Raw genomic sequence first — 16260 nt, 5'->3', positions numbered from 1 at the left:
TCGGCGTAGAACGCCGACAGTTCCTCGGGCGAGGGCGTGGGGTCGGCGCAGATGTAGCCCAGCGCGTGTTGGCGTTCACTAAAGCTCATGCAAGACCCCCTGCGGCGACGATCGGTGGCGGCGATTGTGCCTGCCCGTCCGTCGACCCCCCGGCCGCCGGAGCGCCAATTTGAGGCCGAAATAGGCCCGGTTTTCGGGTGATTAGCCGGCATCGTCCCGGCGTCTACTGATGGCCTAGGAATCGTCCGATGACCATGCGCCCGAACTGCCTCCCGTCACGCCCTTCGCGACTGTCACGACCGTTGAACGCGGCCGCGGCTGGAGCCGTGCGATGAGCGGGCCGACGAGTTCAGCCACCGGTATGCCCATCGACGGCCTGCTGGTGCTGCAGCGCAGCGACGTGGCCCACATCGCCGCGCAGCGCGAGCGCTTCGCCGGCCTGCCGCTGCTGTGCATCGACCCCGGCATCATGGACAGCGTGATCCAGGCCGGATTGGGCGAGTACCAGCTGCGCCGCCTGAACGTGCCGCGCGACATGCCGGCCCGCGTCTACACCGAGACCACCGCGCGCGTCACGCTGATCGATCTGCTGCTGACGAACGAACGTGAACGCCTGTTCGGCCCGGGCCTGTTCCAGGGCTGGGACCGCAATGCGCTGTACCTGTCGCTGCATGTGATGCTCACCGCGCTGGCCCTGCGCCCGCTGGTGGAAGCCGACTTCCCCGAACAGCGCCTGGGCCTGCTGCGGCCGGACAACCCGGTGCTGTTCAATTTCGACTCGATGGCGCCGGTGGAGGTGTTTGCCGCCAACGCCAGGCGCTGGAGCATCGTCGACCGCTACGAGGCCGGCCGCTTCTGGAATCCGCTGCTGCTGCAGGCCTGCTTCGATTTCGACGGCATCGCCCAGGCCGCCGCCGAAGGTCGCGCCGAGGCGCTGACCCACCTGGCGACCTGCTTCTACGACGTCAAGGCCTTCGGCGAAGCCGTGGCCGCGCGCTTCACGCACAACATCGATCTGCCCAGCGTCTACTGCGACGTGCCGGTGCGCCGCCCGCGCATGCTGCTGAAGATGCTGGCCGACACCGACCCGCAGTGGATCGACCCGCGCTGCGCGCTCTACCGCGAGCGCGCGCGCCAGGTCTTGCTGCAGCAGCTGGCCGACCTGATCCCCGCGCGCGCCGCGCTGGAACTGCAGGCCGACACCTTGGCCCAGCGCGCCTACCTGCAGGCCGTCAGCTACTTCGGCCTGCTGCGTGCGCTGAAGGGCCGCCAGCCGCATGTGGTGGTGGCCGATCACGACAACGGCTACCTCGGCCCGCTGTTCTCGCTGGCCGACACGCTGGGCAGCGAGATCACCGTGCTGCCGCATTCGGGCTACACCAATTCGGCGCTGCCGCATGGGCGGCGCGTCACCGCCATCGAGCGTGTGGGTTTCGGCACCCATGTGCTGACCATGCTGGGCCAGCCGGTGGCCACGCGCTCGGTGCGCTACCGCAACCCGCCGCAGCCGCACCAGCAGCCGCAGCCGCGCCAGCAGCTCAAGCGCCTGTGCATCCTGGTGAACACGATGTTCGCCGACGGCCACTACCGCATCGACCTGTTCGGCCTGATGACCCTGTTCAAGGGCCTGCGCGCCCGCGCCGTGGCGCATGACCTGGAGCTGAGCGTGCGCCTGAAGCCCAGCACGCCGGCGCTGAACGTGGTGGCTGGCGCTTTGGGCGAGCCGGCCGCGTACTTCATGCGCTGCACGCAGCTGCCCATCGAGCAGGTGGCGCAGGAATGCGACCTCTGCCTGGCCCATGGCGAGCTGACCACCGGCACCATCAACTTCCTCGACACCGGCAGCCTGGTGCTGCATGTCAGCGACGAGGACTGGCCCACCCAGCTGGCACCGCAGGCGCCGTTCCTGCACGACCGGCTGGTCCAGTCCTTCCACACCGACGCGCTGCTGGCGCTGGTCGACCGCCTGCTGGCGGAGCCGGCCGAGTACCTGCGCTTGCAGCAGGCGCAAGCCGCTGCCTACGCCCACCGCCTGGCGGGCGGCCACGACACTTTTTTCCCGGCCTCATCCGACTCTAGGAGCCTCGTCCCATGCTGAACAACAAGTCCGTCCTGATCACCGGTGGCACCGGCTCCTTCGGCAAGGCCTTCGTGCACACCGTGCTGGCGCGCTACCCCAACGTCAAGCGCCTGGTGATCTATTCGCGCGACGAGCTCAAGCAGTTCGACATGGCGCAGCAACTGCCGGCCAGCAAGTACCCGCAGCTGCGCTTCTTCATCGGCGACATCCGCGACCAGGCCCGCCTGACACGCGCGCTGGAAGGCGTGGACATCGTCGTGCATGCCGCCGCGCTGAAGCAGGTGCCGGCCGCCGAGTACAACCCCTTCGAGTGCATCAAGACCAATGTGCTGGGCGCGCAGAACCTGATCGAAGCCTGCCTGGACACGCAGGTCAAGCGCGTCGTCGCGCTGTCCACCGACAAGGCCGCCGCGCCGATCAACCTGTACGGCGCCACCAAGCTGTGCTCGGACAAGCTCTTCGTCGCCGCCAACAACATCAAGGGCAGCCGCGACCTGCGCTTCTCGGTGGTGCGCTACGGCAACGTGATGGGCAGCCGCGGCTCGGTGATCCCGTTCTTCGTCGACAAGCGCGCTTCCGGCGTGCTGCCGATCACCGACCCGCAGATGACGCGCTTCAACATCTCCTTGCAAGAGGGGGTGGACATGGTGCTGTGGTCGCTGGAAAACGCCTGGGGCGGCGAGATCCTGGTGCCCAAGATCCCGTCCTACCGCATCACCGACGTGGCCAGCGCCGTGGCGCCGGAGGCCGAGCAGAAGGTGGTCGGCATCCGCCCCGGCGAGAAGATCCACGAAGAGATGATCACCGCCAGCGACAGCCCGAACACCGTGGACCTGGGTGGCTACTACGCCATCCTGCCCAGCGGCGGCGCCTACTCGGTGGACGATTACTGCGTGCGCATGAACGCCAGCCGCGTGCAGCCCGGCTTCAGCTACGACAGCGGCAGCAACACCGATTTCCTGTCGGTGCCTCAGCTGCGCGACATGATCTCGCTTGAAGTCGACTCACGTCACCAACACTGAACCTCCGAACCCGCGTCCCTATCGGGCCGAGTCCACGCCCACCGCGTAGAGCTGCCACTTGTCGGGCAGACCCTTCAGGAGGCAGGCGCCACGGTCCTTGAACAGCAGACCGGAGCCGGCGACCAGGTCCTTGACCGTGCTCGACACCAGGACCTCACCCGGCGCGGCGGCTGCGGCCACACGAGCCCCGATATGGACTGCGATGCCGGCAACCTTGCCGCCGAGCGTCTCGCACTCGCCGGTGTGAACGCCGATGCGCGCCTCGACGCCGATGGATTGAAGTCCTTCGACAATGGCCACGCCACAGCGAATCGCCCGCGCCGGGCCGTCGAACGTGGCAAAGAATCCGTCGCCAGCGGTGTCGACCTCACGACCCTTGTGGCGCTGCAGCGCCAGACGGACGAGTTGATGGTGGCGGCCGAGCAACTCGCGCCAGGCGCGATCTCCCAACTCGATGGCGCGTTCGGTGGAATGGACAATGTCGCTGAACAGCACGGTCGCCAACACGCGATCAGGTTCGCGCTGCTCCCCAATCGTGGCGATGAAAGCCGCGATTTCGCGCAGGATCAGCGGGGCATGGGTCAGCCACGGCACATGGTCGTCTCCCGCCATCTCGACGTAGCGCGCGCCTGGGATCAATGTCGCGAGTTCTCGCCCGAATCGAACGTCGACCATCCGGTCACCCTGCGCATGCATCACGAGCACCGGTGACTGTACCGAGGCCAGCACGGGGCGCACGTCGATTTCGAAGTTCATCGAGTTCAAGGCCACCACCCCGGCCGGGCTGGCACTCATCCTCAGGTACCGGCCCCACCAATGGCGCGCGGTCTCGTCATTGCACACGCTGGGCATGACGCGGTCGATGATGAGGGGTGCCCCCCATTCCGCCTCGCAGAGCCGGTTGATCTGTTCCATCTCCTGTGACGTTCGACCCCAGGGCGCGTCGCTGCGCCACGCGCGAGCGGCATAGGCGCCCAACATGATCAGTCCGGCGGTGCGTGCTGGAAAGGTGGCAGCGAACAGCGCGCACATCGGGCCCCCCTCGGAATACCCGCAGAGCACCGCCCGGGGTGAATCGGCCGCGGCGAGCACGGCGCGAAGATCGTCCATGCGTGTCTCGAGGGTCGGCATGTGGATCGTTCGGTCCGACAGCCCGGTGCCGCGCTTGTCGAAGATGATCAGGCGCGTGAACGAGGCCAGCGAACGCAGGAAGCTGGCGCAGGGCGGGTACTCCCAGAAGCACTCTATGTTCGACACCCAGCCCGGAACAAGCACCAGGTCGATCGGGCCTTGCCCAATGATCTGGTAGGCGATGTGCACATCACCGCTCTTGGCGTAGTGGGTGACCGGATCGGGTTCCATGGTGGGGGCCGCGGCGTTGGTCAGCATGGCACGCTGGCACCCATCCTGCAAGCGCCGGCCGGTCTGCCCTGCAGCGCATCAAGACCGGCAAAGCCGCGCTATTCGCGCCATTGCGGTTCCGCTGCTGCGGGATCATTGGCAGTACGGCTCTGTATCTGCCGCGGCTGCACGAACGATGTTGCCGGATGGATGCGAACCGCCCCTGGAGCACATTGAGATGGCTTTCATCCCCTACAGCCGGCAGAGCATCACCGAAGGCGACATCGCCGCGGTGACCGCCGTGCTGCGTTCGGAGTTCCTGACGCAAGGCGCCGAAGTGCCGCGCTTCGAGGCCAGCTTCGCCGCGCTGCATCGTGTGGCCCATGCGGTCGCGGTGAGCAACGCCACCGCCGGCCTGCACCTGGCCTGCCTTGCGCTGGGCGTCGGTCCCGGCTCACGGGTGTGGACCACGCCGAACAGTTTCCTGGCCTCGGCCAACTGCGCGCTGTACTGCGGCGCGACGGTGGACTTCGTCGACATCGACCCGGCCACGCGCAACCTGTCGGTCGGTGAGCTGGCGATCAAGCTGACGAAGGCCGAGCGCGACGGCACGCTGCCGCAGCTGCTGATCCCGGTGGACTTCGCCGGCCTGCCGGCTGACCTGCGCGAGATGCGCACGCTGGCCGACCGCTACGGCTTCCGCATCCTCGAAGACGCCTCGCACGCCACCGGCGCGACGTACCTCGGCCGGCCGGTGGGCAGCGCCTGGGCCGATGCCAGCGTGTTCAGCTTCCATGCGGTGAAGATCGTCACCACGGCCGAAGGCGGCCTGGTCACGACGCAGAACGCCGATGTCGCCGAACGCCTGCGCCTGCTGCGATCGCACGGCATGACCCGCGAACGCGCGCAGATGGACCACGAGCCCGAAGGCCCCTGGGTCTACGAACAGCAGCTGCTGGGCCACAACATGCGCATGACCGAGTTGCAGGCCGCGCTCGGCAGCTCGCAGCTCAAGCGCCTGCCGCAGATGCATGCGCAGCGGGCCGCTCTGGCGGAACGTTATGACGGCCTGCTCGCCGGCCTGCCGGTCAAGCGCCCGGCGCGTGGGGCCGATCGGCTGTCGGCCTGGCACCTGTACGTGATCGAGGTCGACGAGCAGCGCACCACGGCCTCGCGCCGTGACGTATTCCAGGCGCTGCGCGACGCGCAGATCGGCGTCAACGTGCACTACATCCCGATTCACACCCAGCCGCACTACCAGCGCCTGGGCTTCCAGCGCGGCGACTTTCCCGCGGCCGAGGCCTACTACGCCGGCGCGATCTCGCTGCCGCTGTTCCCGGACATGACGACTGCCGAGCAGGACCATGTGGTGGCCACGCTGGCCAAGGCGGTGAGGGCATGATCACCCAGAACACGAGCACGACCACGACCACGACAGGCATCGACCTGGCGCTGGGCACGGTGCAGTTCGGCCTGGCCTACGGCGTGGTGGGCAGCGGCCAGCCGGTGGGTGATGCCGAGGTTCGGCGCATCCTCGATCGCGCGGCCGCTCTGGGCATTCGCGTGCTGGACACCGCCGCGGCCTACGGCGACATCGAACAACGCCTGGCCGGCCTGTCCGGTGCGAACGCGTTCAGCGCGATCAGCAAGATCCCGCCGCTGTGGAAGGGCGCCGAAGCGCCCGCGGCGGCGGCCTTCGTGCGCAAGGCGCTCACGGCTTCGCAGACCCGGCTGGGATCGATGCTGGGCTCGGTGCTGTTCCACAGTGCCGACGACCTGCTGGGCCCGCTGGGCGAAGCACTGTGGAAGGAAGCTGCGCGCTTCACGACAGCCGGCGGCCTGCGGCTCGGCGTCTCGTGCTACGGCCCCCAGCAATTGCAGGCCGTGGCCGAGCGCTTCCCGGTGGCCCTGGCCCAGCTGCCCGGCAATGCGCTGGACCAGCGGCTGAACGGCTTCAGCTTCCCGGGCATCGAACTGCATCTGCGCTCGGCCTTCCTGCAAGGCCTGCTGCTGGCGCCGGCTGAGCAGGGCGGGCAACGCCTGCCCGCCGCTGCCAGCGCCTTGCGGCAATGGCAGCACCACTGCGAACAGCAGGATCTGTCGCCGCTGACCGCCGCGCTCGGCGCGGTCAAGGCTTTGCCTGGTGTGCGCTACTGCGTGGTCGGCGTCGAAAGCGTGGCGCAGCTCGAGCAGATCGCCGCCGCCTGGCAACAAGCCCGGCCGCTGGCGCTGCCCGAACTCGCCACCGACGACCCCGCGATCATCGACCCCCGGGTGTGGAAGAAGGCCGCATGAGCACGCGCACCCTGGCCATCGTCCAGGCCCGCATGTCCAGCACCCGCTTGCCGGGCAAGGTGCTGCTGCCGCTGGGCGGCCGGCCGCTGATCGGCTTCATGCTCGAACGCGTTCGCCGCGCCAAGGCGGTCGACGACATCGTGCTGGCCACCAGCACCGATGCCAGCGACGATGCGCTGGCCGAAGCCGTGGTCGCGATGGGTTTCGCCGTCTACCGCGGCAGCCTGAACGACGTGCTGGCTCGCTTTGCCGGTGCCGCGCAAGGCCGCAACGCCGATGTGCTGGTGCGCCTGACGGGCGACTGCCCGCTGATCGACCCGGCGCTGATCGACCGCGCGGTGAACCACCTGCGTGACCACCAACTCGACTACGTGACCAACGGCGAGCCGGCGATGTACCCGGACGGACTGGATGTCGAAGCCTTCACGCTGGCCGCGCTGCAACGCACGCAGGCCGAGGCGCAGCTGCCCAGCGAACGCGAGCACGTCACGCCCTACATGCGCTCGCCGCAGGCACAGATGCGCCGCGGCAGCCTGCGCGGCGCGGTGGACCTGTCGGCGCTGCGCTGGACCGTCGACCATGCCGACGACCTGACGGTGGTGCGCGAACTCGTCGACGCCCTCGGCGCCCAAGCAGCGCTGCAGGCCGACCTGTTCGACTTCCTGCGTGTGCTCGATGCCCGGCCGCAGCTGCTGCAAGCCAACCTGCACCAGCGCAACGAGGGTTATCTGAAAAGTCTTCAGCAGGACGCCATGGTGGCGACCTGAACGAATATCAAGGAACGATGATGCGCAGCTTCGACAAATCGCAGGCCTTCCTGCAGCGCGCCGAGCGGGTGATCCCGCTGGGCAGCCAGACCTTCAGCAAGAGCCGCACGCAGTACCCGTATGGCGTGTCGCCGTACTTCATCGAGCGTGGCCAGGGCTCCCGCGTGTGGGACATGGACGGCAACGAGTACATCGATTTCATCAACAGCCTGGCCTCGATCACGCTGGGCTACAACGATCCCGACGTCAGCGCCGCGGTAGCCGCACAGCTGCAGGACGGCGTGATCTTCTCGCTGCCGCACCGCCTGGAGTGCGAGGTGGCCGAGCTGATCTGCGAGATGGTGCCCTGCGCCGAGATGGTCCGCTTCGGCAAGAACGGCTCCGACGCCACCGCCGGCGCGGTGCGCATCGCCCGCGCCTTCACCAACCGCGAGCACATCGCGCAATGCGGCTACCACGGCTGGCAGGACTGGTACATCGGCACCACCGCGCGCAACCGCGGCGTGCCGGTCTCCACCCGCGAGCTGACGCATCCCTTCGCCTACAACGACCTGGCCTCGCTGCAGGCCTTGTTCGACAAGCACCCCGGCCAGATCGCCGGCGTGATCATGGAACCGATGGGCGGCACCGAGCCGGCGCCGGGCTTCCTGCAGGCCGTCAAGGACCTGGCGCATCAGCAGGGCGCGCTGCTGATCTTCGACGAAACCATCACCGGCTTCCGCTTCGCCAACGGCGGTGCACAGGCCTGGTTCGGCGTAACGCCGGACCTCGCCACCTTCGGCAAGGGCCTGGCCAACGGCTACCCGGTGTCGGCCATCGCCGGCCGCGCCGACGTGATGAAGATGATGGAGGAAGTGTTCTTCTCCTTCACCTTCGGCGGCGAGGCGCTGTCGCTGGCAGCGGCCAAGGCCACGCTGAGCAAGCTGAAGAGCCAGCCGGTGATCAACCGCCTGACGCATCACGGCCAGACCATCCAGGCCGGCCTGAAGCAGCTCATCGCCGAGCACCAGCTCGAGGACGTGTTCAGCGTCAGCGGCCATCCGACCTGGACCTTCCTGAACATCAGGGACGCGCGCGGCGCGACGGTGTTCGAGATCAAGACGCTGCTGATGCAGGAACAGCACCAGCGCGGCATCCTGTGCCTGGGCGCTCACAACCTGAGTTATGCCCACAGCGACGCCGACATCCAGGCGCTGCTGCAGATGTACCGCGAAGTGCTGCCGCTCATCGGCCAGGCGCTGGATGCGGGCACGCTGCGCCAGCAGCTGCGCTGCGAGCCGCTGGTTCCCTTGTTCAAAGTGCGCTGAGCGCAGCCCTGCCGCGATGACCGATACCGCCGTGGCATCTGCATCGGCTGCGATCGCGCCGCCGATCACCACACTGCGCCTGGCCGTCGATGCAGATGCGCCGGTGGTGCTGGGCTGGCGCAACCACCCTGCCGTGCGGCGGGTGATGTTCACCGACCACCTGATCGGGCCCGACGAGCATGGTGCCTGGTGGAACCGGGTGCAGGCTTCGCCCCGCCACCGGTTGCTGATCGTCGTGCACGCGGGGCTGGACTGTGGCGTCGTCACCTTCACGCGCAGCCTCGAAGAACCCGGCACCTGGTTCTGGGGTTTCTACCTCGACCCCGACGCCTTCACCCAGCCGATGCAGCAGTTGCGCGCCTGGAGCGGCATGGAGCAGCAATCCTTGCTGCTGGCGCAGCACGAACTGCGTGCAGCGCGTGTGGACTGCGAAGTCTTCGCCTTCAATGCCGCGGTGCTGGCGCTGCACAAGCGCCACCGCTTCCTCGAGATCGACCGTTACCAGCGCCAGCGCGGTGAGGAGTCGCTGGAAGTCGTGCGGCTGTACCGCGAGTTTCCGTAGGTCACCGCTGCGCCGGCCTCATTTCGGCGGCGCCGATGTCCGTCGCTGGCGCCAACGCTTCGAGTACCCGGATGGCGGACCACGGGTTCAGTCCTGCTGCGATGGGCTCGCACGCTTTGCTGCCAGGCGCTCGATCGCCCGCAGCTGTGGTTCTTGCTGGGGCGATTTGCGTCGAATCTCGGCGATCGGCACGGCGTGAAGCACCTCCAGGCCATGCTCCCTCAACAATTGCCGACCGGCGCGGCTGCCTGCCAACCCGTGAACTTGCTTCAGCATGGCGCCCAGGCGTGTGTCCTCGTCCGCTTGGTTCAACACACGCACGATTGCGGCACGTGCCATCTCGATCGCCCAGCCGGCTTGAGTCAGCACATGCGGGCCCTTGTCGTCCAGCAGGCCCACGGCGTTTTGAACGCGTGAGTCGAGCACATGCAGCGGATGCATCACCCGAATGCGATGCCCTGGTTTCCATTCGATCTCGACACTGTCACGCCAGACGGCAGCCGTGAATTCGGCCGACTTGCGCAGCCCGCTCACGGTGTAAAGCAAGTGCAGCACGTCGATGTTGCGCACAAGGCCCTGGCGACCGACCGGCACGCGCATCTGCGCGACCAAGGAAGTCAATGCGCGATGGTCCGGTTCGATCAAGGCAGCGCGCATCTCTTTTGCGATGAGTCTCGCGCGGTCGATCTTGCCCAGCACGTCGCCGTCATTGGAGATGGCGGCGCCATGAGCTTCGATGCCATAGCGGTTCATCCAGAACGCGAGGGCCTGCCCGCCCACCAGCACCATCTCGGTCCCCATGCTGCGCAGAAAGCTGTCCAGCGTCGCCGTGTCCAGCGGGGCCTCACCGGGCGGTAGTTGGGGTTGCGTGGGTGCCGGCTTGCGAGTGGCCATGTATCTCCCGGCACGCAGTGGCTTACAGCGGCGAGTTGATGGCCTTGGCGCGCCGCGCGCGGCTGGCCGAGAACCAGCTCATCGCTTCATTGCTCGAGTGCCCGGCGGCAATGCTGGCAATGTCGCGCTGCTGCTGCGCTCGCTTGTGCGCGCGCAGTTGGGCTTCGGGTGCGCTTGCCACCGAAGCTTCGGCTTGGGCTCGAACTGCGTGACCTGTCAGTTCGCCCTTGAGCAGTGCCTGCAGTTGCGGCACGGTCAAGCCACTGGCCTCGGCGGCGGCGCCGAGGCGTGCCCAATGTTCGAGCTGCTGGGCGGCCGAACGCGACATCAGCTGGCCGTGCGCCAGCGCCTGTTCGAACAGGTCGGACGATATGCGCAAAGAGTTGCTGCTCATGGTGTGTGGCAATTTACCACGCGAGCTGCCCTTCATGCCGATGGGTTGCCGGCGCGCCGGTACCAGGCGATGCTCAGCCGGCCAGCGCGTGCTCCAGCGCCGCCGCGGCCACACGCTTCACACCCAGCCCATCACAGCGCCGGGCCAGCCGTTCGCCCATGGCCTTGACGCGCGCTTCGTCGGCCATCAGTGCCTGGACGGCCGGCACGAGCCGGCGCAGCGCCTCGGCGCCGAACATCTGCAGGTCGATGCCTTCGCCGGCCGCCGCCAGCCGTGCGCACAAGGGCTGCTGGTTTGCGGCAATCGGCAAGGTGATGCCGGGCAGGCCCAGGCAGGCGCGTTCCCAGGTCATCGAGCCGCCGGCGCCGATGAACAGGTCGGCGGCGGCGAAGCGGCGGGCGATGTCGCCGGCGCCGACGGTGACTTCGACGCCCGGCGTTTCGTTCCAGCGCGATAGGATCGCGCCGGCATGCGGCGAGCCGCTGCCGACGATGACGTCGAAGCCCAGCATGGGCAGTTCGGCATGTAGCAGCGACAGGCAGGCTTCGGTGGCGTTCAGCGGGTCGCTGCCGCCGAAGGCGATGACCACGCGCTGCAGCGCACCGCTGCGCGGGGCCTGCGTGGCGCGGGCCGCGGCGAACTCGCTGCGCAGCAAGGCATGCGCCGGGCCGAACAATGAGGCAGCCCCTGCGGGCCAGACAGGCGCATAACGTTCGTCCGGTGCGTCATGCCAGTTCTGGTCGAGCAGCAGGTCGCCGGCCAGCGGGCGGTCGGCCAGGTCGTCGATGACCAGCACGCGCCGGGCATGCGAACGCAGGCGTTCGACCCAGGCGGCGCCGCGCTGGTAGTGGTCCAGCACCAGCAGGTCGGCGTCGCCATGGCCGTACAGGTGCTCGGCGCAGGCCTGGGCATCGGCCTCCTCGGTGCTGGCCGACATCGGCAGGCGGTGCCAGCCGAAGCCGGCCTGCTCGATCGCCGGTACCGCGTCGCCGGGCAGGCGGCGCAGCAGGAACTGCACCTCGATACCCTGGTCGCGCAGCGCGGTGGCCAGGGCCAGGCAGCGCATCACATGGCCGTGGCCGAGGGTGGCGGAAGCGTCGGCGCGGATCACGGCGGTGGGCATGGCCGGTTCCTTGAAGGCTTGTGCTGCCTCAGCAGCGGATGTGAATCTCGCGCAGGAAGGCGCGCCACAGGTTCACGCCGTCCCAGACCGGCGCGAAGTCCAGCGCCTGGCCCACCGGCACGACGCGGTCGATGCCGCGCGGCCCGGCCTGGCGGGCCCACTGCTCCAGTTCCTGGCGGCTGAAACCGAATTCGGAGACGGTCTGCACGCGGCGGCTGAGCAAGGGCAGCAGGTCGTCGAGCTGGGTTATGCGCGATTCGTGGAACAGGCCACCGCCGCAATGCAGCCCGGCATGCACCGCCGGCACGTCGAGCCAGATGCGCTGCACCAGCGGGTCGCCGGGTTCGAAGTGCACGTCGGCGTCGAGTGCCAGCAGGTCGGCGCTGATGGCCTTGTTCATGGCTTCTGCCGCACCCAGGCCATGCGCCATCTGCGGCACGCGGGCTTCCACCGCCGGCCACAACATCGTGCGGGCCGCTTGCGTGTCGGCTTCGTTGCCCAGCCACAGCACCAGGCGCGGCGACGAGCAGGCCATCTGGCCGAAGGTGTAGGCGTCGTTGCACAGCGCCTTGGCCAGCTGGGCCAGCGCCGTGCCGTCGAGTTCGCGCACGGCCGAAGCGCGCAGCACGCTCATCGAGAACTTGTCCGGGAAACACAGCTCGGTGGCATGCGGCGGCAGCGGGCTGGCGCGCACCGCGTTCACCGCCGTGTCGCCGCCCCAGATGATGCGCATGTCGCAATCGGCCGACAGGCGGCGGGTGATGGCCTCGTCGTGGCCGTAGCGCAGGAACAGCACACGTTGCGCGACAGGCGCCCAGGCCGGCTCGGCGAACAGATCACTCAGCGTGGCGAGCAGCGCGTGGGTCTGTGCGCTTTCACGCGAGGACAGGCGCACGATGCTGCGGTTGCCGCACAGCAGCGACAGCATCCAGGAGTAGACGAAGATCGTGTCGACATTGCCCGGCGCGATGTGCAGGCACAGGCCGCGCGGCATCTGCACCGCATCGGCACTGGCCGAGAGCAGCTCGTCGATCAGCTTCTTCAGGTGCGCCGGGCGCAGCCAGAAGCCCAGCGCCATCAGCTCGGGGTGCTGGCGCGCGGTGGGGGAAGTGGTCAGCGCGCGCGACAGCGCGGCGGCGAACTCGATCTGCGGCGCATCGAAGGGCCGCAGGTCGGGCGTGTGGCGCAGTGTGTCGATATCGCCGCCGGCCGGCAGCAGCACGAGGGGCTCGTTCATGGTCTCAGCTCCCCGGCTGGGTGTCGCTGCAGCCGCGCAGCTCGGCGCGCGGCAGGCGGCCGTGGATGTGGAAGTGGCGGCCCAGGCGTCCGCAGGGGCAATCGTCCTCGCCGAGCAGCGTGCCCAGGTCTTCGGTCAGCAGGCTGTGGCCGGGGTAGCTGCCGGGCAGGCAGGACAGCACCTGCACCACGCCGGCCTGGCCGGCGGGCAGCACCTGCCAGCTCTGCGGGTCGCGCACCAGCACATCGGCGAAGGCAGGGGTGTGCAGATGGCCGGCTTCGCATTCGACGAAGACCGAACCCACCTGCTCGACCATGCCGTAGAAGTTGTGCACGCGCACATCACCGGCCACCTGGCGCACGCGGGCCTTGAACTGCGCGTTGTCGACGGCGATGTCCAGCAGCTTCTTCCAGCCGCCGCTGTGCACCAGCAGCGCGCCGGAAAGGTCCAGCGCCTGGCCGCTCGCTTCGAGGGCCAGCACGAAGTGCTGCCAGACCATGAAGGTGAAGCCGAACAGCAGCTTGGGCGCGCCGGCATGCCTGGCGCAAAAGGCCTGCACCGCTTCGAGGTCGAGCGACATGTCCTCGCGCAGTGCATACACATGCTCGCGGCCCAGGTTGGCCAGGCCCAGGATGCCGGCGCCGCGGGCCGAGAAGCTCTTGCGGTCCTTGATCACGCCGGCATGGTCGATGATCAGCATCGGCAGCCGCGCGCGGCCGACGAAGCGCTGCATGATGCGCGCCAGTGCGGTGGTCTGCCGCGCCGCGGTGATACGGTCGAGCGTGATGCGCGACGGCGTCTGGCCGGTGGTGCCCGAGGAGGTGAGGGTCTTGAACACCTGGTCCGGCGGCACGCTGGACAGCAGGCGGTGCTTGAACAGCTGCACCGGCAGCCAGGGCAGGCTTTCCAGCGTGAACGGACCCTGCGGCGAGACACCGCGCGCGGCCAGCAGCCGGGCATAGGGCGGGCAGTGTTCGGCGTGGTGGGCCGTCAGCGCCGAGAGTTCGGCCTCAAGCCGGCGGCGCTTGTCGGTCTGGCCCAGCTCGTAGACCGGCCAGTCGAGAAAGGATTCATCGGGCATCGGCGGCTCCGGCGTCTCCTGGGGCGCTTGCTATGGCGGTTGCTGGGGCGCTTCCCGGGGCGTTCTTTGCGATGTCTTTGGCGAGCGGCGTGACCCGCTGCGCGTCGACCAGCGCCTGCAGTTCAGCGTACTGCAGCTTGCCGTTGCTGGCCAGCGGCAGCGCCGGCAGGCTGACGACCACCACGGCGGCCGGCAGCCAGCGGTAGCGCGTGGCCAGCGCGGCCTGCAGCGCCGCGCAGGCTTCGGGCGTGGCACCCGGCAGCGCGACCATCAACTGATCGTCGCGGCCGACGACACCGGCGTCGAGGCCCTCGGCCCGCAAGCCCTGTTCCACGTCGTCCAGGCTGACGCGGTGGCCGAAGACCTTGATGAAGCGCTTGAGCCGGCCGGTGACCCAGAAGCAGCCGTCGGCGTCGCGGTGGCCGAGGTCGCCGGTGAGCAGTTCGTCGAGTTCGGCGCCCTGCGCCAGGTGCTCAGGCGCCTGGGCGTAGCCCATCATCACGTTCGGGCCGCGGTAGGCCAGCTGGCCAGTGGCGCCGGCTTCTGTGATCTCGTGGCCTTGCGCATCCAGCACGCGCAGCCGGCCGCCGGGGATCGCCAGGCCGATGCTGCCCAGCTTGCCGGCCAGCTGTTCGGGCGGCAGGTAGGCGATGCGGGCGCTGGCCTCGGTCTGGCCGTACATGATGAAGACGCGCCGCCCGGCGCTGCGTGCACTGTCGGCCAGCCAGGCGATCTCTTCGGGCTCCAGCCGGCCGCCGGCCTGCGTCAGTGTGCGCAGCGCGGGCAGGGACATGCGCTCGAAGCGCAGCCGACGCAGCAGCCGCCACAAGGTCGGCACGCCGGACAGGCTGCTGACCTGCTGCTCGCGCATCAGCCGCCAGAACTCGGCCTGCGCCACCGAGGCCTCGGTGAGCACCAGGCGGGCGCCGCAGCCGAGGTGGGTGTTGACGATCGACAGGCCGTAGGAATAGTGCATCGGCAGCGTGGTGATCGCCACCTCGTCGGCCGTCAGCCCCAGGTACTGCACGATGCTGGCTGCGTTGGCGGCCAGGTTGCGGCGCGCCAGGCGCACGAGTTTGGGCGAAGCGGTGCTGCCGGAGGTGGACAGCAGCAGGCCCAGGTCGGGGTGGGCGCGTGGCGCGGCCCGCGGCGCGGGCGCACGCTGCCATTGGCCGCTGGCGCCATCGAAGACCCGCGTGATGCCGTAGGCCGCCAGCAGGGCGCCGCGCTGGGCGGGCGCCAGCGTGCTGTCCAGCATCAGCGGCACGGCCTGGCGGCGCAGTGCGCCCAGGTACAGCGCCAGCGTGTCCGGCGTGTTGGCGCAGCACAGCGCAAAGACCTCGCCGGCCTGCAGATCGGCCGCCGCGGCATCGGCCTGCGCGGCCAGTTCGGTGTAGTTCAGCGTGCGGCCGTCGGCCGTGGTCACGGCGTCGCGGCCGGCGTGGCGTTCCAGCTGCCAGAACGGCAGTTCGGCCGGCATCGCTTGCGCTGGCAGGGCGGCAGAGGGGGGGGGCGTCGCAGCGCTGTCGTGCGCCGTGGGCCGGGTGTCGGCGGAGGGACAGGCCAGCATCGCGGGCACCTCAGAGCTGCAGGCCGCCATCGACGCCGATGACCTGGCCGGTGACATAACGCGCCAGGTCACTGGCCAGGTACAGCACGGTGGCCGCCACGTCCTGCGGCGTGCCGGCGCGGCCGAGGCCGATGCCGGCCACCACCTGCTCGCGCCGGGTGGCGGGCAGCTGGCGGGTGAGTTCGGTGTCGATGAAGCCCGGCGCCACCGCATTGACGCGGATGCGCTGCGGCGCCAGTTCCTTGGCCAGCGAGGCGACGATGCCCAGCACCGCGGCCTTGCTGCCGGCATACACCGACTGGCCGGCGTGGCCGCGCTGGCCGACGATGGAACTCAGCGCGACGATGCTGCCGCCGCCGGAGCGTGCCATCAGCCGGCTGGCGTACTGCGCACAGTGCAGCAGCCCGTAGGTGTTGGTGGAGAACACGCGTTCGATCAGTTCGGGCGTGACCATGCCGATCAGCGCGTCGTCCATCACGCCGGCATTGGCCACCAAGGTGTCCAGCCGCTTGAAATCCTTGAAAACGCGCTGGAACAGCTCGCGCACCGAGGCGGCATCGGCCACGTCGCAGGGCTGGACCACGGCG

At 69.0% G+C, this 16260-nt stretch carries 15 protein-coding genes; 7 read left to right on the top strand and 8 right to left on the bottom strand.

Annotation, left to right across the window (positions count from 1 at the left end; all coding sequences use genetic code 11):
- Positions 1 to 331: 331 nt before the first annotated feature.
- Complete coding sequence (locus VLK61_RS09220) at positions 332 to 2098, top strand: hypothetical protein (protein ID WP_325420403.1); 1767 nt, start codon at positions 332 to 334, stop codon at positions 2096 to 2098.
- A complete protein-coding gene (gene pseB / locus VLK61_RS09215; protein ID WP_325420402.1) occupies positions 2092 to 3102 on the top strand; it encodes a UDP-N-acetylglucosamine 4,6-dehydratase (inverting) in 1011 nt (336 codons plus the stop codon). The genes VLK61_RS09220 and pseB overlap by 7 nt, the downstream gene beginning before the upstream one ends.
- An 18-nt stretch (positions 3103 to 3120) precedes the next feature.
- On the opposite strand, the gene VLK61_RS09210 is transcribed toward pseB, so the two are convergent.
- Positions 3121 to 4491, bottom strand: coding sequence for an adenylate/guanylate cyclase domain-containing protein (locus tag VLK61_RS09210; protein ID WP_325420401.1), 1371 nt, complete (start codon positions 4489 to 4491; stop codon positions 3121 to 3123).
- A 190-nt stretch (positions 4492 to 4681) separates the two neighbouring features.
- On the opposite strand from VLK61_RS09210, the gene pseC reads away from it, so the two are divergent.
- Genes pseC through VLK61_RS09185 form a run of 5 tightly spaced genes read left to right on the top strand, consistent with a single transcriptional unit; the run spans position 4682 to position 9374 of the window.
- A complete protein-coding gene (gene pseC, locus VLK61_RS09205) occupies positions 4682 to 5845 on the top strand; it encodes a UDP-4-amino-4,6-dideoxy-N-acetyl-beta-L-altrosamine transaminase (protein ID WP_325420399.1) in 1164 nt (387 codons plus the stop codon).
- Complete coding sequence (locus VLK61_RS09200; protein WP_325420397.1) at positions 5842 to 6738, top strand: aldo/keto reductase; 897 nt, start codon at positions 5842 to 5844, stop codon at positions 6736 to 6738. The genes pseC and VLK61_RS09200 overlap by 4 nt, the downstream gene beginning before the upstream one ends.
- Positions 6735 to 7505: a glycosyltransferase family protein gene (locus tag VLK61_RS09195; RefSeq protein WP_325420395.1), complete on the top strand. Its 771-nt coding sequence runs from the start codon at positions 6735 to 6737 to the stop codon at positions 7503 to 7505. The genes VLK61_RS09200 and VLK61_RS09195 overlap by 4 nt, the downstream gene beginning before the upstream one ends.
- Before the next feature lie 20 nt (positions 7506 to 7525).
- On the top strand, positions 7526 to 8812 hold the full coding sequence (locus VLK61_RS09190) for an aminotransferase class III-fold pyridoxal phosphate-dependent enzyme (RefSeq protein WP_325420393.1): 1287 nt from the start codon (positions 7526 to 7528) through the stop codon (positions 8810 to 8812).
- A gap of 16 nt (positions 8813 to 8828) precedes the next feature.
- Positions 8829 to 9374, top strand: coding sequence for a hypothetical protein (locus tag VLK61_RS09185; RefSeq protein WP_325420391.1), 546 nt, complete (start codon positions 8829 to 8831; stop codon positions 9372 to 9374).
- Positions 9375 to 9461: 87 nt separating this feature from the next.
- Here VLK61_RS09185 and VLK61_RS09180 read toward each other — a convergent pair whose 3' ends face one another.
- The 7 genes from VLK61_RS09180 to VLK61_RS09150 all read right to left on the bottom strand — a co-directional run.
- Positions 9462 to 10268, bottom strand: a complete 807-nt coding sequence (locus VLK61_RS09180; RefSeq protein ID WP_325420389.1) for a hypothetical protein — start codon at positions 10266 to 10268, stop codon at positions 9462 to 9464.
- Between the two features lie 22 nt (positions 10269 to 10290).
- Positions 10291 to 10662: a TA system antitoxin ParD family protein gene (locus VLK61_RS09175; protein ID WP_325420387.1), complete on the bottom strand. Its 372-nt coding sequence runs from the start codon at positions 10660 to 10662 to the stop codon at positions 10291 to 10293.
- A gap of 73 nt (positions 10663 to 10735) precedes the next feature.
- A complete protein-coding gene (gene pseG / locus VLK61_RS09170) occupies positions 10736 to 11785 on the bottom strand; it encodes a UDP-2,4-diacetamido-2,4,6-trideoxy-beta-L-altropyranose hydrolase (RefSeq protein WP_325420385.1) in 1050 nt (349 codons plus the stop codon).
- A gap of 28 nt (positions 11786 to 11813) precedes the next feature.
- Complete coding sequence (locus VLK61_RS09165; RefSeq protein ID WP_325420383.1) at positions 11814 to 13022, bottom strand: acyl-CoA reductase; 1209 nt, start codon at positions 13020 to 13022, stop codon at positions 11814 to 11816.
- 4 nt (positions 13023 to 13026) lie between these two features.
- Positions 13027 to 14103, bottom strand: coding sequence for an acyl-protein synthetase (locus VLK61_RS09160; RefSeq protein WP_325420381.1), 1077 nt, complete (start codon positions 14101 to 14103; stop codon positions 13027 to 13029).
- Positions 14093 to 15583, bottom strand: coding sequence for an AMP-binding protein (locus VLK61_RS09155; protein WP_325420379.1), 1491 nt, complete (start codon positions 15581 to 15583; stop codon positions 14093 to 14095). The genes VLK61_RS09160 and VLK61_RS09155 overlap by 11 nt, the downstream gene beginning before the upstream one ends.
- Positions 15584 to 15683: 100 nt before the next feature.
- Positions 15684 to 16260: SDR family NAD(P)-dependent oxidoreductase (locus VLK61_RS09150; protein WP_325420377.1), on the bottom strand; the 577-nt coding region annotated here is incomplete at its 5' end.

The sequence above is a fragment of the Aquabacterium sp. genome (genome assembly GCF_035476535.1).
Classification (GTDB): domain Bacteria; phylum Pseudomonadota; class Gammaproteobacteria; order Burkholderiales; family Burkholderiaceae_C; genus Pseudaquabacterium.
Note: the sequence above shows the minus strand (reverse complement) of the source record. Positions and strands in the feature narration are given on the sequence as shown.

Coding starts and splice junctions, on each gene's coding strand:
- VLK61_RS09220 (WP_325420403.1), top strand. CDS start 332: ATGAGCGGGCCGACGAGTTCAGCCACCGGTATGCCCATCGACGGCCTG.
- pseB (WP_325420402.1), top strand. CDS start 2,092: ATGCTGAACAACAAGTCCGTCCTGATCACCGGTGGCACCGGCTCCTTC.
- VLK61_RS09210 (WP_325420401.1), bottom strand. CDS start 4,491: ATGCTGACCAACGCCGCGGCCCCCACCATGGAACCCGATCCGGTCACC.
- pseC (WP_325420399.1), top strand. CDS start 4,682: ATGGCTTTCATCCCCTACAGCCGGCAGAGCATCACCGAAGGCGACATC.
- VLK61_RS09200 (WP_325420397.1), top strand. CDS start 5,842: ATGATCACCCAGAACACGAGCACGACCACGACCACGACAGGCATCGAC.
- VLK61_RS09195 (WP_325420395.1), top strand. CDS start 6,735: ATGAGCACGCGCACCCTGGCCATCGTCCAGGCCCGCATGTCCAGCACC.
- VLK61_RS09190 (WP_325420393.1), top strand. CDS start 7,526: ATGCGCAGCTTCGACAAATCGCAGGCCTTCCTGCAGCGCGCCGAGCGG.
- VLK61_RS09185 (WP_325420391.1), top strand. CDS start 8,829: ATGACCGATACCGCCGTGGCATCTGCATCGGCTGCGATCGCGCCGCCG.
- VLK61_RS09180 (WP_325420389.1), bottom strand. CDS start 10,268: ATGGCCACTCGCAAGCCGGCACCCACGCAACCCCAACTACCGCCCGGT.
- VLK61_RS09175 (WP_325420387.1), bottom strand. CDS start 10,662: ATGAGCAGCAACTCTTTGCGCATATCGTCCGACCTGTTCGAACAGGCG.
- pseG (WP_325420385.1), bottom strand. CDS start 11,785: ATGCCCACCGCCGTGATCCGCGCCGACGCTTCCGCCACCCTCGGCCAC.
- VLK61_RS09165 (WP_325420383.1), bottom strand. CDS start 13,022: ATGAACGAGCCCCTCGTGCTGCTGCCGGCCGGCGGCGATATCGACACA.
- VLK61_RS09160 (WP_325420381.1), bottom strand. CDS start 14,103: ATGCCCGATGAATCCTTTCTCGACTGGCCGGTCTACGAGCTGGGCCAG.
- VLK61_RS09155 (WP_325420379.1), bottom strand. CDS start 15,583: ATGCCGGCCGAACTGCCGTTCTGGCAGCTGGAACGCCACGCCGGCCGC.